Source organism: Bacillus sp. D386 (assembly GCF_006346415.1).
Genome location: NZ_VEMV01000001.1, coordinates 140,730 through 158,777, shown reverse-complemented (window position 1 = coordinate 158,777; position 18,048 = coordinate 140,730). Strand labels below are relative to the sequence as shown.

Below are 18,048 nucleotides of genomic sequence, written 5' to 3'. Positions count from 1 at the left end.
TAGTCAACTGAATCTCGGAATGGACATAGAAATCAAAGTAAATTATAACTCAATATATGCCGAGTCTATGCAGCAAGTCTATCAATCTGTGGGCTGGAATAAGCATACAATTGAAATGATTAATCAAGTATTCACAGTAAGCACGCATGTGGCCATTGCTTTTAAAGAAGATAGACTAATTGGTTTTGGAAGAGCGCTATCAGATGGTGTATTTAATGGTGCGATTTATGATCTCGTAGTCCATACAGACGAACAGGGTAATGGAGTAGCTAAGGAAATTATTAACTCTCTATTAACACAATTGAATCCGTATCTTGTATCCACTTAATTTCGACAGTCGGAAACGAGGAATTTTATAAAAAATGCGGATTTTACCCATTGAAAACAGGTATGGCCCGCTATTTGAATCAGGAGTTGGCTGAAACCTATTTGGTTAAATAAAAAAGGGGGAATACAATGTTTGAACAGATTATAACGGAGGCAAATGAACTGCGTGCTCTGATAGGAGAACCAAGTAAACTAGTAAAAAATAAAGTGATTAAACGATTGGATGATCATTGTGTTCATTTCATAAGCAAATCTCCGTTTGTGTTTATTGGTACAACGGATGGAAACGGGAATTTAGATGTTTCACCTAGGGGAGACCAAGCTGGATTTGTTCGAATATTGGATGAAAATTATTTGATAATTCCAGAACGGAGAGGCAATAAAAGAATGGACACCCTATACAATCTTCTAATGAACCCTGGAGTAGGCTTGTTGTTTATTATTCCAGGCTTGGGTGAAACCCTCCGTGTAAATGGAAAAGGGTACGTAGTAAAAGATCCAGACTTGCTTGAGTGTTTAGGTGTTAATGGAAAGACACCAAACATCGGTATTGGGGTTAAGGTAGAGGAATGCTTTATTCATTGTGCAAAAGCATTTATTAGATCAGAATTATGGAACCCGACAACGTGGCCAGATAAAAATTCTCTTCCTCAAGCTTCAAAGATACTTGCAGCGCATGCCAGCAAATTGAAAACAAGAGCTGAAGACATTGAAATTCAATTAAAGGAGGGTTACACAACCAGATTATATTAAGCAATTTTTTTTTTGCTCTCTGATAGTAATCTTATTCTTTCGCCACAGTAAAAATAAGACTGTTTTCGTAAGGATGTGGCTGTTCTTGTTATTTAAAGAAATCACGCGTTAATTCATGTACCTTTTTACATATTTATAGAGTGGTTTTACATCATTAATCGGTTTATTTTTTAATACATTAAGAAAATTGAGGAGCATCATATTGTCGTGTAAATATCTCGAAGTTCTCCCTCAATCTGTAAATCCAGTCTATATATGTTTTAATCAGGATAGAATGTTCATTTCATCGCATATATTTCATCGCCAAATTGCTTCTATCCGAGCTATAATATAATTAAATATTACGAATTGACCCCATTTTTAAAACTCTCCAGCGAAAAAACATTCTAATCTGCCTATTTATATGAATTGAGGTGTTTATATGGAAAAAATCATTGAGGTACGCCGCCTCACCAAAACCTATGGTGACATTACTGCGGTGAATGATATTGATTTTTATGTAGAGCAAGGAAAGCTGTTTGCCTTCCTCGGTCCTAATGGCGCGGGCAAAAGCACGACAATTGATATGTTATGCACGCTCTTGAAGCCAGATAAAGGAGAAATCATCATCAATGGCTTTCAGATTGCTAAAAATGATTCAAAAATCCGTGAATCAATCGGGGTAGTCTTCCAGGAAAGTCTGCTCGACCCTCTCCTGACTGTACGGGAAAATCTCCTAACAAGAGCCAAATTCTATCAGATTCCAAAATCGGAGCTCAAATCCAGAGTGGAACAAGCAGCGATTGCAGCTGATGTCATGGACTTTATTGATCGCCCATACGGAAAATTATCAGGAGGACAAAGGCGCCGCGCTGATATAGCAAGAGCTCTTGTGAACACACCGAAGGTTCTTTTCCTGGATGAGCCGACTACCGGTCTTGACCCCCAAACAAGAAGAAGTGTTTGGGAGACGATTACGAACCTGCAAAGAGATCAGGGACTGACTGTATTCTTGACGACACATTATATGGAGGAAGCCGCCTCTGCCGACTATATCATGATTATTGATGATGGAGAGATTGTGGCAAAGGGAACTCCTTATGAACTGCGAAATACATATAGCTCAGATATGCTGAAAATTGAACCGATTGACTATGCTGCTCTCGATGAGCTTTTTCAAGCCAATGGAATCAGTTACAAAAACGAGCATCAACTGATGATCATTAAAATAGCGAATACAAAAGAGGCCCTCTCGATTCTAAAATTGGCAGAGCCCTTGATTGCAAATTTTGAAGTGATGCATGGGACAATGGATGACGTGTTCATCGAAATCACAGGAAAGGAAATACGTGCTGATGTTTAATTTAGCAAAGCGTAATCTAAAACTATTTTTTCGGGATAAAAGTGCGGTCTTCTTCTCCTTATTGGCCGTCTTCATTATCATTGGCTTATATGTCCTCTTTCTTGGAGATACCATTGCAGGGGACATGACCGAAATTAAGGAAGCTCGATACTTAATGGACAGTTGGATTATGGGCGGTCTTCTTGCCGTTACCTCTGTCACGACGACAATGGGCGCTTTTGGCACAATGGTAGAGGATCGGGCAAATGGCAATGCAAAAGATTTCTATGCTTCGCCATTAAAAAGGTATCAAATCGCTGGTGGTTATGTAATCAGTTCATTTATGGTCGGCCTCATCATGTGTATGGTCACTTTTGTCTTAGCGGAGATATATATTGTCGCAAACGGTGGGGAGCTTTTGCCACTCATAGGTATGTTAAAAATCATTGTGTTGATGTTCCTATCGGTTCTAGCCTCAAGCGCAATGGTGTTTTTCTTAGTTAGCTTCTTTTCAAGTGTTAATGCATTTGCAACTGGCAGTACGATTATCGGGACATTAATCGGGTTTCTTACCGGCATTTACATACCAATTGGCAATCTTCCTGATGCTGTACAAATGATTGTGAAGATCTTTCCGGTCACCCATGCAGGCGTCTTATTTCGTCAGGTATTTATGGAAGAGCCCTTAAAAATATCATTCGACGGTGCACCAAGTGCTGCAGTCGATGGTTTAAAAGAAGAACTGGGTGTTGTGCTGACATATGGTGACTTTACTGCCCAAGGCAGCACGCATATTCTTGTCCTGGTAGGAGTCACCATTTTATTTTTCGCTCTTGCCGTATGGAATGTATCACGAAAGAAATCTTAGCAGGGGACATAGTTTCCTGCTTTTTTCATGCACTAATATAGTTATCTTTTTCCTGAATCAATTTCATGTTAATCCAGCTAAATTGCCCTTCACCGCATCCTCAACCAGTATTTTTTAATAATGACTCTTATTCGATTATTATATCGAAGCTGTATGATCCTTTCTTATTCCCTAAAGCTTTAATTAGAATCAATATTAGGGAATGTGAATTGCAAATATTTTCCTAATATTTGATATAATGGTAGAGGTTGGAGAGAATTGAAAGTAAGAGGAATTACTATAAAGGTATATTTTTATAATTCAAACAGCAAAAATACCATTAACAAATACCGCGGAAAAATGATAATAAGGGGCGAATAAATTGATCAAAACCACTGAAGAATTGTTAATTGCTCTGCGAAGTGTTATTCAAGAAAGCCGAGTAACGACCAATCATACTATTTTAGAACAACACAGCATAGATGAATCGTATCATCGTGCTAGTCTGCCTGATATAGTAGTGTTTCCGACAAACACAGAAGAAGTGAGGGAGATAATTACTATAGCGGATCAATATAAAGTGCCGATTGTGCCATTTGGAAGGGGAACAAGCTTGGAAGGGCATGTTATTCCTTATGACCATGGAATCATGATTGACTTTTCTCTTATGGATAAAATAGTAGAGGTTAGGGAGAAGGACTTTCTTGTGAAAGTTCAACCAGGGGTGACGCGTTCTCAGTTGAATAAAGAGCTGAAAAAATACGGATTGTTTTTCTCCGTAGATCCGGGAGCAGATGCAACACTTGGTGGGATGGCAGCTACAAATGCCAGTGGAACAACATCTGTTAAATATGGAATTATGCGTGACCAAGTTCGGGATTTAGAGGTTGTTCTCGCAGATGGCACAGTGATTCATACAGGAAATTTAGCAGAAAAATCTTCTTCTGGCTATCATTTAAATGGTGTATTTGTTGGTTCGGAAGGGACACTTGGATGTTTTACTGAATTGACATTAAGAGTGTACGGTATTCCTGAAAATATTATGGCAGCGCGAGCATCCTTTAAAACAGTTAGTGATGCTGTTGAAGCAGTCTTGAATATTTTACAAGCGGGAATTCCAATTGCAAGAGTTGAGCTCGTAGATGAACCTTCTATGAAACAAGTAAACCTTCATAATAAGACGGCCTATCTGGAACAGCCAACCTTATTTTTAGAATTTGAGGGGAATGAGGCGGGCTTAAAGCAAGATGTTGAATTTATGAAAGAGATTGTGGAAGCTCACAATTGTGAACGTATTGAATTCGAGACCGATAATGCTGCTCGAAATCAGCTATGGGAAGCTCGCCATAATCTAGCTTACTCCTATATTCACGGACACCCAGGAAAAAAACTCATGATAACCGATGTTTGTTTGCCCCTTTCCGAGTTAGCAGGTGCTATTGCTCATGCAAGAGAAACACTTGATTTGTTAATGCTTACAGGCGGTGTTGTTGGGCACGTCGGTGATGGCAATTTTCATGTTCTGTTAATGATTGATATGAATGATTTTGATGAACTGAAAAGAGCTGATCAATATAATGAAATGATTGTCATGTATGCACTTGAACGAGGAGGAACTTGTACAGGAGAACATGGTGTCGGCATTGGGAAACAGAAATACCAAGAGAAAGAACACGGAGAAGCACTGCTGGTGATGGAAAAGATTAAACGGGTACTAGATCCAGATAATCTTCTAAACCCAAATAAAATTTTTAAAATAAAGAAAGAGAAATAAATAGATTGGTAGAATTTGTTCTAACCTTGATAGCTCTCTTAAGATAGAGACATGTATTGGTGGATGAGTTTTTATAATGATAACAGGAGGGTTTTAGGGGTGGAATTACAACAATGGTTTGAAAAAGGTTTAACAACGGAACAGTATATCGATGGTATGAAAACAAATAAAGAAAATCTCCTAAAGGTATATGAATCGTTCCATCTATCAGGGGAGAGTAAAGAGGCGCTTTTAACTATACCGCCCACTGGGATTAAGGTTATTGTGTTGACAGAAGATTGGTGCGGGGATGCAATGGTAAATATCCCGATTTTACTGCGTATTGCAGAGGCAACAAATATCGACGTTCGTTTTATCCTGCGTGACAGCAATTTAGAGTTAATGGATCAGTATTTAACCAATGGAACGGCTCGATCGATCCCGATTTTTATTTTCATAGATGAGGATGGAAATGAATTAACCGTCTGGGGACCACGCGCTGCTAAAATTCAACAAAGCTTTGAGGAATTGAAATCACAGTTACCAAGCGCAGATGCCCCTGATTTTAAAGAAAAACAACTTGAGATGTTCAAAGAATTTGTAAATAAATTTACGGTGGATTATGATACTTGGCATGTTATTGCAGATAGCATTATTAGTAAGTTAAAAGAAATTAAGTAGCGAGTGATTCATCTAAAAGTATTAGAAGAGGATATATCACCGAGAAAAGCTTAGGCGACATACAAGGACGGGCTTCAATGATTCAATAGAATGGAATCCAGCCATAAAATTTTGACAATCATTTAACTTCAGGCTTCGGTAATTAGGAACTTAAAATCTAGATAATTGAATGTGTAGAGAAAATATTTTTGGAAAGGACAGAAGGAGCAGGCTTCCCAACAAGAAGAAACCTGCTTTTATATATGGGCCATTAAAAAATGTGAAAGGATTGCAAAGTCAATAAAAGACGGTGGAACTGCAAAGTTAGTCAAGTACTCAAAGGAATAGAATGCTGGTTATATGAAAGGATTTTTGAATTGGAGAAATATAAAAAAAGAAAGTGTCCGTTTGTTATTTCAATTGCTGCTGTTTCAGGTGGAGGAAAAACGACCATCACCTCTTACCTGAAAAATAATTTGCAAAATAGTGGAACTCTATCCTTTGATGATTATGATTTTAATGGTCCCAATGACATGATTAATTGGATTGATAATGGAGGTAATCCAGATGATTGGGATTTATCACCGCTTCTTACAGATATAAAAAAGTTAGTTAATGAACCGCTGGATTACATAATAGTAGATTTTCCATTCGCTAATTTACATAGTCAAATGAAGGAAATTATTGATTTAGCAGTATTTATTGATACTCCACTGGATATTGCCATGGCACGAAGATTAACTCGAGATTTTAGAAATGGTGCCGTTGAGGAGATTATGATGGATTTAAATTACTACATTGGTTGGGGAAGAAGGGGATATCTTCATATGTTGAATACGATCAAACCAATTTCTGACCTCATTGTAGATGGAACATTACCTGAATATGAGATTGTAAATATTATTACTAAAAAAATAGAAACATAGTTGATTTTAGGGGGTAAACATGGTGAATATACGCTATGTAACAACAGAAGAGGAAAAGCAAAAGGTCTTGTCAGCCTATTTTAAAGAAGGTTTGAGTGGTCAATTAGATACTTTTCCGAGTAAGGAGAAAAGAAAGCTGATCATTTTACAAAATATAAGTGAACGTTTTGAACTGGGGAGAGTATATTCAGAAATAGAAATTAACGAAGTATTGAAAACAATTTACGGTGATTTTGCAACAATTAGAAGAGAGCTTATCGTGTATGGATTTATGAATCGCAGCACGGATTGTTCGGAATATTGGATAAAAGAAGATTAAATGGATAAAATTTATATTGAGCAAGCCAAGCAAAAATGTTAGGGGATAATAGGATATTTAAATTATGTTGAATGATGAACTATTTAGTCTCACCCTTTGGAGACCGGTATTCTATCAAACTATAGCGAAAGTCCACGGCTGTCAAATTGACGGTCTTCTTTTATGCTGTTAAAGAGCAGTTTAGTTGAAAACAAATAGTGGATTGATAAACTGGAATAAGTGTATATTTATACCATGAGTGTAATAATGATACTAATTTGATTAGTAGGTTTTGTAATCATAATACAAGTATACTGCATGAAATAAAATTTTATTTACATAATATGATTATTATACGGCAATCATTTCTTTTGACCGACGAAAAAGGGTATCGGATAACTAATTATATAAATTATACAACTAAGGGTGAGGTAGCATGAAAAACTTATTAAAAAAGATAACCCGATTTTTCAAAACAGATAAAGAGTTATTTATTGAAGAATTGAACGATTACCGCCAAATGTTAGATGATGCTATAAAAATTTTAGAGGAGAACATTCAAATTTTAAAGTTAGCATTAGCAAAGCATATAGAAATCGGTCATTACTTGGATATGAAACAATCGAACAAGCTTATTCGAATTGAAAGTATAAATAAGTTAGTCACACAGTATGTGGATCATAAGAAAGATACAGCTGCCAGGGAAATGATTCGAGAAAAAGTTAAGGAACAGCAGAAATTACAATGTCTGAATGAAATAATAGATATGCATAATCAAAGAATCCAAGAATATCAATATAGGCTAAATAAAGCCCTTTGTGTTTTAGATAATGATAAAAGCAATCGAGAAGCTTTTATTATCAAACAGAAAATAGCATTACAGGAATTGGTGATTTCTGAAAAGTTAGACAGAGGGAACTGCAAGAAGCATATTGAACGGATTAAAAGGGAAATTATCGATAAAGAGTCCTATAAAGAACTTAATCCAAAAGAGGATACAGTAAATGAAGTGTTAATAGATAGCGAGATTGAGAAGGAACTTTCCATCTTTAAACTGAATTACTCTTCAAGTAATGTGTAAACCCTTTAAAATCAAAAGCTTATGTTGAGCTTTTATGAGGTTAGTTTTGGTCGGGCTAATCGAATAAAGGTTTATGATGCCATTAACGTATGAATATTAAGATTGAAGACAGGGAGATTATTTCTCTGTCTTTTTTACTTTTCCATTTAGGACTTCGCTTTCTTGCTGTTAAGAATGATCATTGCCATACTATCTTGTTCGATATTATCTTGGTTCAGTTTATCAACAGAAGAATTGAATTGAAGTAAGGATAATTACAACGATAACGAATGGAGTAAATTATAAATGGTGATAATTTAAATATTTTAATAATTCAAACAATTAAAGTATAATAATGGAATATCTGGATATTTTTATTATTTCTACAAAACATTACATATTTCTCTTGAATGGGATGGAAGGTGAGGGATGGTAGTTGAATTATTCGTTACATCCACTTGGAGACCGAGCAATTTTAATTGAATTTGGCAAAGAGATAGATGAAGAGACCTATAACTCTGTCCGAAAGATAAGCAACATATTGGAAAGTGAGCAACCTGAGTGGCTGATTGAGGTGGTTCCCGCGTATACAACACTTACCTTATTTTATTCTCCTGAATATGTTTATCGAGCATTTCAGGAAAGTCGGCTACCATATGAAATAATCACTAGTGAATTAAAAAGATTGCTAGACCGTCTTCAACCATCAATTAAAAACGAACAAAGAAGAGTGAAAATTCCAATTTGCTATGGCGGAGAATACGGTCCGGATCTAGTATATGTGGCTAAATATAATTATTTAACTGAACAGGAAGTTATTGAGATTCATTCAAGTGGTGATTATCTTATATACATGCTTGGTTTTGCACCTGGATTCCCCTATATTGGAGGAATGTCTAAGGAAATTTCAGCACCAAGAAGAAAATCGCCAAGACAAAATATACCCCCGGGAACGGTAGGAATTGCTGGTGAACAAACAGGAATTTATCCAATTGAAACACCAGGAGGTTGGCAGTTGATTGGCAGAACTCCTCTGAAATTATTTAATCCAACTGATTCGTCACCCACTTTATTGCAAGCTGGGGACCGGGTTCAATTTAAACCAATTAGCCATGAAGAGTATGTCAGTCTGGAGGGGGAACGGCAATGTTAATAATTGAAAAATCGGGTTTGTTAACCTCCATTCAGGATTTAGGAAGGTATGGATTTAAAAAATATGGGATTATCACAGGCGGAGCAATGGATCCGTTATCTCATAGAATGGCAAATCTGTTGGTCCAGAATCATGAAAATGAACCGACGATTGAAATGACCCTCTATGGTCCAACTATACGATTTTTAGAGAATACGATAGTTTCTTTGTGCGGAGGAAACTTATCCCCTTCTTTAAATGGCAGGCCAATGCAAATGGCAAGTCCTATTCACATTCAAAAAGGGGATGTTCTGACATTCGGCCAGCCTAAGACAGGATGCCGTGCCTATTTAGCAATACGCGGGGGCATAAAGATTCCAAAAGTGATGGGGAGCTATTCCACTTATTTACGTGCACAAATAGGGGGATTCAAAGGGAGACCTTTGCAAAAGGGCGATCACTTAGGGGCTGGTCCTTTAAAACTTGAGAGGGATGTAATTAGCACGAAGTGGTTTGCTTCGGACTTGTTGCATATAGAGCCAGAAGGCCGTAAAAAGGTAAGGGTTTTAAAGGGCAGGCATTTTGAAGAATTTACAAAAAGGAGTATAGATGCCTTTTCTAAGCAATCTTATAAAATATCTCCTCAATCAGATAGAATGGGTTATCGTCTTGATGGAGTCTCGCTTGAACTTTTTAAGCAGAAAGAGATTATTTCAGAAGCCGTCACTTTTGGGACGATACAGGTTCCTGCAAATGGGAAACCAATTATATTGATGGCTGATAGTCAGACGATCGGCGGCTATCCAAAAATAGCAGAAGTTATTTCGGTTGATTTGCCAGTTGTTGCCCAGGCAAAACCGGGTGATTCTTTGCAATTTGAATTCGTCACATTGGATGAGGCGCAGCAGCTTTATATTAATCAAGAAAAACAACTGAAAATTTTAAAAAGGGGAATTGGGATGAAATTTAATAAGGGAAAACAATATGTATAAGATTGACATTAATTGCGATATGGGAGAAAGCTTTGGGCAGTATCGATTGGGGCGAGATGAAGAGATACTAAATTATGTATCTTCAGCTAATATAGCCTGTGGTTTTCATGCAGGCGATCCATCGACAATGAAGAAAACAGTACGGTTAGCGCTTTCGAAGGGAGTTGGAATAGGAGCACATCCGGGTTTTCAGGATTTAATAGGTTTTGGGCGCAGGGAAATGAGGGTTAGTCCTGAGGAAGCCTATGATCTGGTAATCTATCAAATCGGTGCATTATATGCGTTTACAAAGGCAGAGGGAGGCAAGCTACAGCACGTAAAACCGCACGGAGCTTTATTTAATATGGCGGCAAAGGATGTTGCTCTGTCCGAAGCCATTTCGGAAGCGGTATATGATGTCGATCCTGAATTGATTTTATTTGGATTATCCGGTGGAGAATTGGTGAAGGCGGCCAAACGTATTGGTTTACGTGCTGCCAGTGAGGTTTTTTCAGACCGCACTTATCAGGCGGATGGAACATTAACCTCCAGAACGGAAGCCAATGCATTGATTAAAGATCCAACAAAAGCCATTCATCAAGTTGTTCGTATGGTGAAAGAGCAGAGGGTTACTTCCGTTCAGGATGAGGTGATAACGATAAAAGCAGATACAGTCTGTATTCATGGAGATGGAGAAAACGCGTTGGAATTTGCAAAGCAAATCTCAGAAACATTAAAAAGAGAAGATATCGAAATTCAAAAAATAGATCGTTTCATAAATGAATTGATATAAAAAATCTCTTTGGAAGACATTTGAATACAGCTGGTTGTTATTCTAACTAATGAGCCAAAGCTGGATGGGGGAGTCGTATGAAAAAGAAAGAATCGCATTTGAGTATTTTAGTAGGGGCTGCCTTTTTAATGGCCACATCAGCGATCGGCCCAGGATTTTTAACACAAACGTCTGTATTTACTGAACAGCTATTGGCGAGTATGGGCTTTGTTATTTTGATATCCATTATTATAGATATTGGGGCACAGGTGAATATTTGGAGAATTATAGCTGTATCAGAAAAGAGGGCGCAGGATATAGCGAATGAATTACTACCGGGATTAGGTTATTTTTTAGCTACTTTAATTGTATTAGGGGGATTAGCATTTAATATTGGGAATATTGCGGGGGCAGGACTCGGTATCAATGTAATCACTGGGGTCGATGCAAAATGGGGTGCGCTTTTAAGTGGATTAGTTGCGGTAGGAATATTCTTAGTTCGTGAGGCTGGTAAAGTAATGGATCGGTTTGTACAAATTATGGGCTTTATTATGATTTTTCTTACTGTTTATGTAATGTTCACAGCTAATCCTCCCTATGCCAAAGCTCTTGTACATACAGTGTGGCCTGATGAGATTAATCTGCTGGCGATTGTCACATTGGTTGGAGGAACAGTCGGTGGTTATATAACTTTTGCGGGTGGGCACAGATTAATTGATGCCGGGTTGACTGGAAAACAAAATTTACCTCAAGTTACTAAGAGTGCGGTTAGTGCCATTGGCATTGCATCCATCATGCGAATATTTTTGTTTTTAGCAGTATTGGGAGTGGTTTCACAGGGGTTTGTTTTGGATGCCGGTAATCCGGCAGCCTCTGTCTTTAAGCAAGCTGCAGGGAATGTAGGATATAAAATGTTTGGGGTCATAATGTGGGCTGCTGCCATTACTTCAGTTATAGGTGCAGCATATACATCGGTTTCCTTTATCAAAACCTTTAGTAGTTTTGTTGATCGTTATCAAAAATGGTTTGTCATAGCTTTTATCGTTATTTCAACGGCAGTGTTCGCGACAATTGGCCAGCCTGTACAGATTCTCGTGCTGGTGGGGGCATTAAATGGTTTGATTCTTCCTGTGGCTCTTGGTGTTATGCTAATAGCAGCCTATAAGAAGAAAATAGTAGGAGACTATAAACAGCCTTTATGGCTTACTGTTTTTGGTGTAGTTATCGTTATTGGTATGGCGATAATGGGAGGTTATTCACTCATTAATGGTTTGTCACAATTGTTTTAGTAAATAATCTTTGATTAATGAGTCTCAATATCATTTAATCCATTGAGAAGTTATAACATCTAGATTTTAATCAAAACCCTAATTTCGTTCATATAATCTTTGTGAAAATCAGGGTCTTTTTATGTAATGTTCCGCATATATGGTTCGTGGCACGGATTCATTCATCGGTTAATTTTCCAGGAAAGGAATCAACTTATTGTATATTATATTCACCCCTGTTTATCAGCGGTGATTTAAGCGGATTTCCTTAGAGTTTTGCGCCTTTTTATACACCTTAAATTTATGGTTATTATACGTAAGTGCGTGGAATAAAATTTCATTCTACATCAACACAAAATGTTTTGTCAATAATTAATTTGTAAAAATATCAAAAAAATGGTATAATAGTTTTACAGTTGTTTTTTATCGTATTTCAAATTCCGCTGGACTTTTCTTTACAGATAGAATTTGCATACGTTTTTTTTTATATACTTTTATAAAACGAAGGAAAATTCAGATGTTTTTTAAGCTTTAAAGTAAGTTAGTTGAATAAAATTTTCAATAAACTATTTATCCCGTTCAAACTGGTGCTAAGACTCCGCCTTCAAACGTAAGCAGAAGCAATCACGGTTAAGGCGGAGATAAGCGTCGGTAAGAACCCGATTGGTTCAACGAATGCTCGGGAGGGGATGAAAGAAAACCTTCACCGAGCAAAGTTTCACTTTATTAGTAAACGAGTTTTTATATACAAGGAGGACTTTAATAATGAATCTAATCAATAAGAAAGTTACACACAAACGTTTTGGAACGGGTAGTATAGTTGGGCATAATGAGTCTAAAATTGAAATAAATTTCGAATCGGAAAATAAAATGTTTGTTTACCCTGATGTTTTTGGAGAGCATCTAAAACTACATGATAAAAGTGATGCTAAGTCACTCGAAGAAATTATACAAAAAAAGGAAGATGAACTAAAAGAGGAAGAATGGAAAAAGGAAGAAGAAAAAAAACTACAACGAAAAAAACAGGAACTTCGCGTAGAACACGAAAAACTTATGAAGCATCATAAGCTACATCCTGAATCACAAATGGTTTTTTGGTGTGACACAGAAGAACAGAATAGTTCTCTTTCAGAGTGGAAGGTTTTTTCGGGTGTAATAAAAAGCGGTAAAAACAAAGGAAATCCGAACAAGCCAGTCCGTTTACATCAAAATAGCGCTGTCCTGTTAACTGCAGTCGATTCCAATATGTCTGAAAAAGACAGACGTATCTTAGGTGTCTATATGGTGCATGAAAATTTTGTCGGAAAGATGTGTGAAGATGGAATTATTCCTGCTCATTCAAAATACAGAATCCAACTTACAGAAGAGGAATCAGATCAGTTGGCTTTCTGGGAATATTATGTAAATGAGAAAAATCCAGAAAAAATGACATGGAATACAGGTAAATACCGTTATTTCGATAATTTATGGATGGCTCAAATTTTACTTGCTATCATTTCGTTGAAAAGTGACCCGAATGAACGAGAACTTGCACAGCAATTCTTTAATCATTTTTGTAAAATGAATCAGATCATGGAACAAGATATACCAAAGCCTAATGGCGCTATAATGCGTACTTAGACGCTAGTCTAAAGATTAGTTGAAAACGAATAAAAAATAGCGAGCATATGTCATTAAAACCAACAGGATCATGTGTACACACATATAGTATACTCTAGGTTGAGTGAATGACACAGATTGAAACAGTTTTAATTCGAATGAAAGTACCCTAATCTCTGAGCGGAGATTAGGGTTTTTTTTATGCCGTGTGAAAAAGTGAAATTAAAAATCTGATTTTTGATTTATAGGTATATGAACCACTTGATGTTATATTAAAATATTGGTGGAGACGTATATATAATTAATTTTATACTGTGAGTGGTTACTGAAGTGTAGATATATTTAAAAATTTGAATAGCTCTTTGGCAAACTATATTTGTTTTCGTGAACAATGAAACCTCAGTAAGAGAAGCTGGAACATTAGAAATTTGATTTTTTATTACCAAGGTAATGCTAATGACTTAAAGGTTGTTACAGTTGTCTGTCTAAATTTCCTTTCGTTTTTTAAGCCTTGAAATAGTGAGTTGAGTAATGAGAGAGAGGGATTATTTATGATTGGTGCGATTATAGGTGATGTTGTTGGATCTCGTTTTGAATTTAATAATCATCGTAGCAAGGAATTTGAGTTGTTTACCGAAGAGTGCCGAGTAACGGACGACAGCATTATGACTCTTGCGATTGCTAAAGCTTTTATGGAGACAGAAGGGTCTATTCACTCTTCTATCACTGCAGGGGATTATGACGGTGAGTACGAGACACTTCTTGAGAATATGTCGATTACATATATGCAAGAATTGGGGCGTAAATATCCGAATTGTGGATTTGGTGGGATGTTTGCGAAATGGGTCTTCAGTGAGAATCCCGAACCTTATAACAGTTTTGGAAACGGGGCAGCAATGCGAATAAGTCCTGTAGGATTTTTAGCAAGAACCGAGAACGAAGCAAGGGATTTATCTAAGATTGTTACCAGAACAACCCATAATCATGAAGAGGGAATAAAGGGTGCTGAGGCTACCACAGTAGCTATATTTATGGCAAGGCAGGGGTTAACCAAAAATGAAATTAAAAATAGGATTAATTGTGATTACTATCATTTAGATTTCTCAATTGATCAAATCCGAGACACATACGTGTTTAATGAGATATGCCAAGAGACCGTTCCGCAAGCGATTGTTGCTTTTTTAGAATCAACGTCCTTTGAAGATGCAATTCGTAATGCCATTTCGATTGGTGGAGATAGTGATACTCTGGCAGCCATTACCGGCGCTATAGCGGAAGCGTATTACGGAGTACCTGAAACCCTGAAGGAAAAGGTATTAACCTATTTGGATGATGAACTGCAGTCTATTTACGATGACTGGTGTCTTTATAAGAACGAACATCACTCTGGTAAGTTCACAGTACTAACAAAATATATACCTAAAATTTGTGATACGGATTCCTTTGGTGAATGGTTTATAGATCGAGAGTATAATGAAACACTAGGGCAATCCATCCAAATGCCATATGTCATGTATAAAAAGCTTATAAATTTATTTGTTAAGGAATTCTATCACTTTTCTGAATCCCATCCGGAATACAATTTGACCAGTTACAGTGATATTTTGGAGAGGAATGGTCTTAAATGGAATCAGGAAGCAATGCGTAATGCGGATGAGGATTCTCTCGATGCCCAATGTATCCTTGCACTCATTATGGGTGCCACTCGAGCGGAGCGATTCAGCGAGGGGGTTCTGCTAAGCTTTTTTGAGAATGGATGCATGGTGAAGTGGCTAAAAAGGTTGAAAACGATTGATGAGAATAATTCTACTGGTATTAATGGAATTTGTTAAACTGGTGAGTATCCGGAAAGAAGAATGTTAAGTACCAATATTGTGTAATTAATAAAGGATTATATCCAGAGTATTTTAAATAATCATCTGGGCGTAATCCTCACGTATATGTATCAATACATAACAATCGCATACTTTTTTTCTTCTTCCTCTTCATCAAAGATAAAGGCAAAGTTAAGTGTCACATCCACTCCATCTTCTGTTAACCAATTAAAAGGAAAAGTGGCAGGCTGAGCACTAGTTGTTAATCCATGCTTTAAAATTACCTTTCTTTCGAATGTGCTGAATGCTTCTTCAAGTCCGTGCTCCTGAAAATCGTATTCTGTTATTAAATAATTTTTTAATAAGGGCCAGCTGTAAAATTCAATCACGATAGAAACTCCTTTATTTGTATAGAATCAGGTTTATTATAAGTGTTGCTTGATGGATAAACAAATTCAAGTGCTTGATTACAACATATACATAAGTTTGAACCATTATTCTAAGAGCACAATGGCAGTAAAGCCTTTGTGTTTTTATTCGTTATAAAAATTAATATACGATATTTGATACCGTAGCTGTTAATTCACTTTTTATCTTTTATATAATTACAAACTTTAATCTGACCAACCAATCAGGTATAAAAAATCGTTAAATAACTTGAATTAACGTTTAATTATAAGAATTTAGAGAAATTATATTAATATAGAATAAATGCTCTTATTAAGAGAAATAGACTTATAAAATCGAAAACAAGCTAATGTGAAGGAGAGAGGGCAAATGGTCAAAGGACTAGGAATTGACTTGGGAACAACTTTTTCATGTGTGGCGTATATCGATGAAAACCAAAATCCAATTGTATTAAAAAATGCAGAAGGCAATGCTACAACACCATCTGTTGTTTATTTTGAATCACAGGAAAATATTGTAGTAGGAGAAGTAGCAAAACAAAGCTTGGTATCTGAACCGGATAATACGGTAGCCTTTATTAAGCGTGATATGGGGAAAATAGACGATGAAACAAAGGCGCCAATTATGAGAACAATTCATGGAATAAGTATGTCTCCACAAGAGATTTCGGCAAAGATTCTTACGAAAATAGTCAAGGATGCTAATGCTGAGCTAAGGAAAATAGGGAAATTAAGTGATGGAAATCCAGATATTAAGGATGTGGTGATTACCTGTCCTGCCTATTTTGGTATGGCTGAAAGAGAGGCAACTAAGGCTGCAGGCAAGATTGCAGGTTTAAATGTAATGAATATTATCCCAGAGCCTACAGCTGCAGCATTAAATTATGCTCATGTTAATAAGGGTAAAGAACAAACCGTTATGGTTTATGATTTAGGCGGAGGTACATTTGACGTTACGATTATTGAAGTCCACGATGGTATTCCGCGAGTTATTTGTACAGATGGTAGTCATACATTAGGCGGGAAAGATTGGGATGATGCACTTGTTCAATATTTTGCTGAAAAATATATAGAAGAAAAGGGTGAAGACCCTAGAGAAAACCTGGATATCTTACAGGAGTTATTTTTAAAGGCGGAACAAACTAAAATAACTCTGAGCAACAGAGAATCAGCACCAATTATGATTATTGGTGATTCAGGACGAATAAACTTTACGATGACACGCAACGAATTTGATGAAAAAACGAAGGATCTATTAGAAAGAAGTATTAGTTATACAGATAAATGTTTGAAAATTGCTGCAGCGAAAAAATATGGAAAAGATATTGAAGCTATAACGAATGAAGAAATAAATAAATATCTTCATGAAGAACTTACCGACATATTATTAGTCGGGGGTTCTTCCAAAATGCCTCAAGTATCAAAATTAATTCAGAGTAAATATGGTATTAAAGCAAAAGAAGCAGACTTGGATGAGGCTGTTGCAAAGGGAGCGGCCATTTGTGCAAGCAATGATTATGTGGAATTCAGTGAAGAAGACTGGCAATTGGTAAAAAAATCAGTTGGCGAGCAAGATTATGATTTTGTGAAAGAAGCGATTCAGGAGGGAAATGAAAGCATAATCAAACAGTATGAAGATGTACTGCCAAGACATATGGTTCAAAAGCAAGAATCGCGTGGCATGATTTTTACAAATGTTTCTCCAAGAACATACGGAACAGCAGCCTATGAAAGCTCTTCCAGAGATAAACTAGTAATCTTTAATTTTATAAAAAGAAATGATGAACTTCCACAAAAACAAACCCTGATGTTTTATACGATGGATGAAGGGCAAGTTGGAGTGGATATTGACGTATATGAATCATTTACTATGAGTGCAAAGGCTGAACTTGAAGAAGGTAATAAAATTGGATCAGGAATACTTGAGTTTCCAAATAGCATGCCGAAGGGAACACCTATTGAGATCACACTTCGCATGAATAGTGCTGGTTTATTGGAAGTTAGTGCCTTTCATAAAGAAACAAATAGTATGTATAATGGTACTTTTGATGTTTCGAACTCTTTATCCACTGAGGAAACAAAACGAGCTATAGAACGTAATAAACACCAATCATTCAATTAAGAAGAAAATCATACAACC

17 protein-coding genes are annotated in these 18,048 nt (G+C 36.6%); 16 read left to right on the top strand and 1 reads right to left on the bottom strand.

The features are described 5' to 3' along the window. Positions 1–19: 19 nt before the first annotated feature. From FHY45_RS00760 to FHY45_RS00690, 15 genes are all read left to right on the top strand, one after another. Positions 20–328 carry a GNAT family N-acetyltransferase gene (locus FHY45_RS00760; protein WP_306821531.1) on the top strand — a complete coding sequence of 103 codons (309 nt, stop codon included), beginning with the start codon at positions 20–22 and terminating at the stop codon, positions 326–328. 128 nt (positions 329–456) lie between these two features. Next, positions 457–1,080, top strand: a complete 624-nt coding sequence (locus tag FHY45_RS00755; RefSeq protein ID WP_139891165.1) for a pyridoxamine 5'-phosphate oxidase family protein — start codon at positions 457–459, stop codon at positions 1,078–1,080. A gap of 421 nt (positions 1,081–1,501) precedes the next feature. Next, positions 1,502–2,422, top strand: a complete 921-nt coding sequence (locus FHY45_RS00750; protein ID WP_139891164.1) for an ABC transporter ATP-binding protein — start codon at positions 1,502–1,504, stop codon at positions 2,420–2,422. Next, the gene (locus FHY45_RS00745) at positions 2,415–3,269 is read left to right on the top strand and encodes an ABC transporter permease (RefSeq protein WP_139891163.1); all 855 of its coding nucleotides are present in this window, start codon (positions 2,415–2,417) and stop codon (positions 3,267–3,269) included. Before FHY45_RS00750 ends, FHY45_RS00745 begins: the two co-directional genes overlap by 8 nt. Positions 3,270–3,630: 361 nt before the next feature. Next, the gene (locus FHY45_RS00740) at positions 3,631–5,022 is read left to right on the top strand and encodes an FAD-binding oxidoreductase (RefSeq protein ID WP_139891162.1); all 1,392 of its coding nucleotides are present in this window, start codon (positions 3,631–3,633) and stop codon (positions 5,020–5,022) included. 99 nt (positions 5,023–5,121) lie between these two features. Continuing rightward, positions 5,122–5,682: a thioredoxin family protein gene (locus FHY45_RS00735; protein WP_066099951.1), complete on the top strand. Its 561-nt coding sequence runs from the start codon at positions 5,122–5,124 to the stop codon at positions 5,680–5,682. Between the two features lie 356 nt (positions 5,683–6,038). Further along, positions 6,039–6,587: a nucleoside/nucleotide kinase family protein gene (locus FHY45_RS00730; protein ID WP_139891161.1), complete on the top strand. Its 549-nt coding sequence runs from the start codon at positions 6,039–6,041 to the stop codon at positions 6,585–6,587. Between the two features lie 19 nt (positions 6,588–6,606). Then, positions 6,607–6,906 carry a DUF2087 domain-containing protein gene (locus FHY45_RS00725; RefSeq protein WP_139891160.1) on the top strand — a complete coding sequence of 100 codons (300 nt, stop codon included), beginning with the start codon at positions 6,607–6,609 and terminating at the stop codon, positions 6,904–6,906. A 415-nt stretch (positions 6,907–7,321) separates the two neighbouring features. Then, positions 7,322–7,966, top strand: coding sequence for a hypothetical protein (locus tag FHY45_RS00720; protein ID WP_139891159.1), 645 nt, complete (start codon positions 7,322–7,324; stop codon positions 7,964–7,966). Positions 7,967–8,381: 415 nt separating this feature from the next. After that, positions 8,382–9,098 carry a 5-oxoprolinase subunit PxpB gene (gene pxpB / locus FHY45_RS00715; RefSeq protein WP_139891158.1) on the top strand — a complete coding sequence of 239 codons (717 nt, stop codon included), beginning with the start codon at positions 8,382–8,384 and terminating at the stop codon, positions 9,096–9,098. After that, positions 9,092–10,069 (top strand): 5-oxoprolinase subunit C family protein, encoded by a 978-nt coding sequence (locus FHY45_RS00710; protein ID WP_066099934.1) that lies wholly within the window; start codon positions 9,092–9,094, stop codon positions 10,067–10,069. The genes pxpB and FHY45_RS00710 overlap by 7 nt, the downstream gene beginning before the upstream one ends. After that, positions 10,062–10,841 carry a LamB/YcsF family protein gene (locus FHY45_RS00705; RefSeq protein ID WP_066099931.1) on the top strand — a complete coding sequence of 260 codons (780 nt, stop codon included), beginning with the start codon at positions 10,062–10,064 and terminating at the stop codon, positions 10,839–10,841. The genes FHY45_RS00710 and FHY45_RS00705 overlap by 8 nt, the downstream gene beginning before the upstream one ends. 77 nt (positions 10,842–10,918) lie before the next feature. After that, complete coding sequence (locus FHY45_RS00700; RefSeq protein WP_066099928.1) at positions 10,919–12,109, top strand: NRAMP family divalent metal transporter; 1,191 nt, start codon at positions 10,919–10,921, stop codon at positions 12,107–12,109. 744 nt (positions 12,110–12,853) lie between these two features. Next, entirely contained in the window at positions 12,854–13,708 is an 855-nt protein-coding gene (locus FHY45_RS00695; protein ID WP_066099925.1) for a malate synthase, read from the top strand. Between the two features lie 530 nt (positions 13,709–14,238). Beyond that, positions 14,239–15,519: an ADP-ribosylglycohydrolase family protein gene (locus FHY45_RS00690; protein ID WP_139891157.1), complete on the top strand. Its 1,281-nt coding sequence runs from the start codon at positions 14,239–14,241 to the stop codon at positions 15,517–15,519. Between the two features lie 113 nt (positions 15,520–15,632). On the opposite strand, the gene FHY45_RS00685 is transcribed toward FHY45_RS00690, so the two are convergent. Beyond that, complete coding sequence (locus FHY45_RS00685; protein WP_139891156.1) at positions 15,633–15,890, bottom strand: hypothetical protein; 258 nt, start codon at positions 15,888–15,890, stop codon at positions 15,633–15,635. A gap of 388 nt (positions 15,891–16,278) precedes the next feature. Here FHY45_RS00685 and FHY45_RS00680 point away from each other — a divergent pair, with 388 nt between their 5' ends. Continuing rightward, positions 16,279–18,030, top strand: coding sequence for an Hsp70 family protein (locus tag FHY45_RS00680; protein WP_066099917.1), 1,752 nt, complete (start codon positions 16,279–16,281; stop codon positions 18,028–18,030). The last annotated feature ends 18 nt before the right edge of the window (positions 18,031–18,048 follow it).

Excerpts from the sequence above, each read along its gene's own strand:
- FHY45_RS00680 (WP_066099917.1), top strand. The coding sequence starts at position 16,279 with ATGGTCAAAGGACTAGGAATTGACTTGGGAACAACTTTTTCATGTGTG.
- FHY45_RS00710 (WP_066099934.1), top strand. The coding sequence starts at position 9,092 with ATGTTAATAATTGAAAAATCGGGTTTGTTAACCTCCATTCAGGATTTA.
- FHY45_RS00690 (WP_139891157.1), top strand. The coding sequence starts at position 14,239 with ATGATTGGTGCGATTATAGGTGATGTTGTTGGATCTCGTTTTGAATTT.
- FHY45_RS00705 (WP_066099931.1), top strand. The coding sequence starts at position 10,062 with ATGTATAAGATTGACATTAATTGCGATATGGGAGAAAGCTTTGGGCAG.
- FHY45_RS00700 (WP_066099928.1), top strand. The coding sequence starts at position 10,919 with ATGAAAAAGAAAGAATCGCATTTGAGTATTTTAGTAGGGGCTGCCTTT.
- FHY45_RS00720 (WP_139891159.1), top strand. The coding sequence starts at position 7,322 with ATGAAAAACTTATTAAAAAAGATAACCCGATTTTTCAAAACAGATAAA.
- FHY45_RS00695 (WP_066099925.1), top strand. The coding sequence starts at position 12,854 with ATGAATCTAATCAATAAGAAAGTTACACACAAACGTTTTGGAACGGGT.
- FHY45_RS00745 (WP_139891163.1), top strand. The coding sequence starts at position 2,415 with ATGTTTAATTTAGCAAAGCGTAATCTAAAACTATTTTTTCGGGATAAA.
- FHY45_RS00725 (WP_139891160.1), top strand. The coding sequence starts at position 6,607 with ATGGTGAATATACGCTATGTAACAACAGAAGAGGAAAAGCAAAAGGTC.
- FHY45_RS00760 (WP_306821531.1), top strand. The coding sequence starts at position 20 with ATGGACATAGAAATCAAAGTAAATTATAACTCAATATATGCCGAGTCT.
- FHY45_RS00750 (WP_139891164.1), top strand. The coding sequence starts at position 1,502 with ATGGAAAAAATCATTGAGGTACGCCGCCTCACCAAAACCTATGGTGAC.
- FHY45_RS00755 (WP_139891165.1), top strand. The coding sequence starts at position 457 with ATGTTTGAACAGATTATAACGGAGGCAAATGAACTGCGTGCTCTGATA.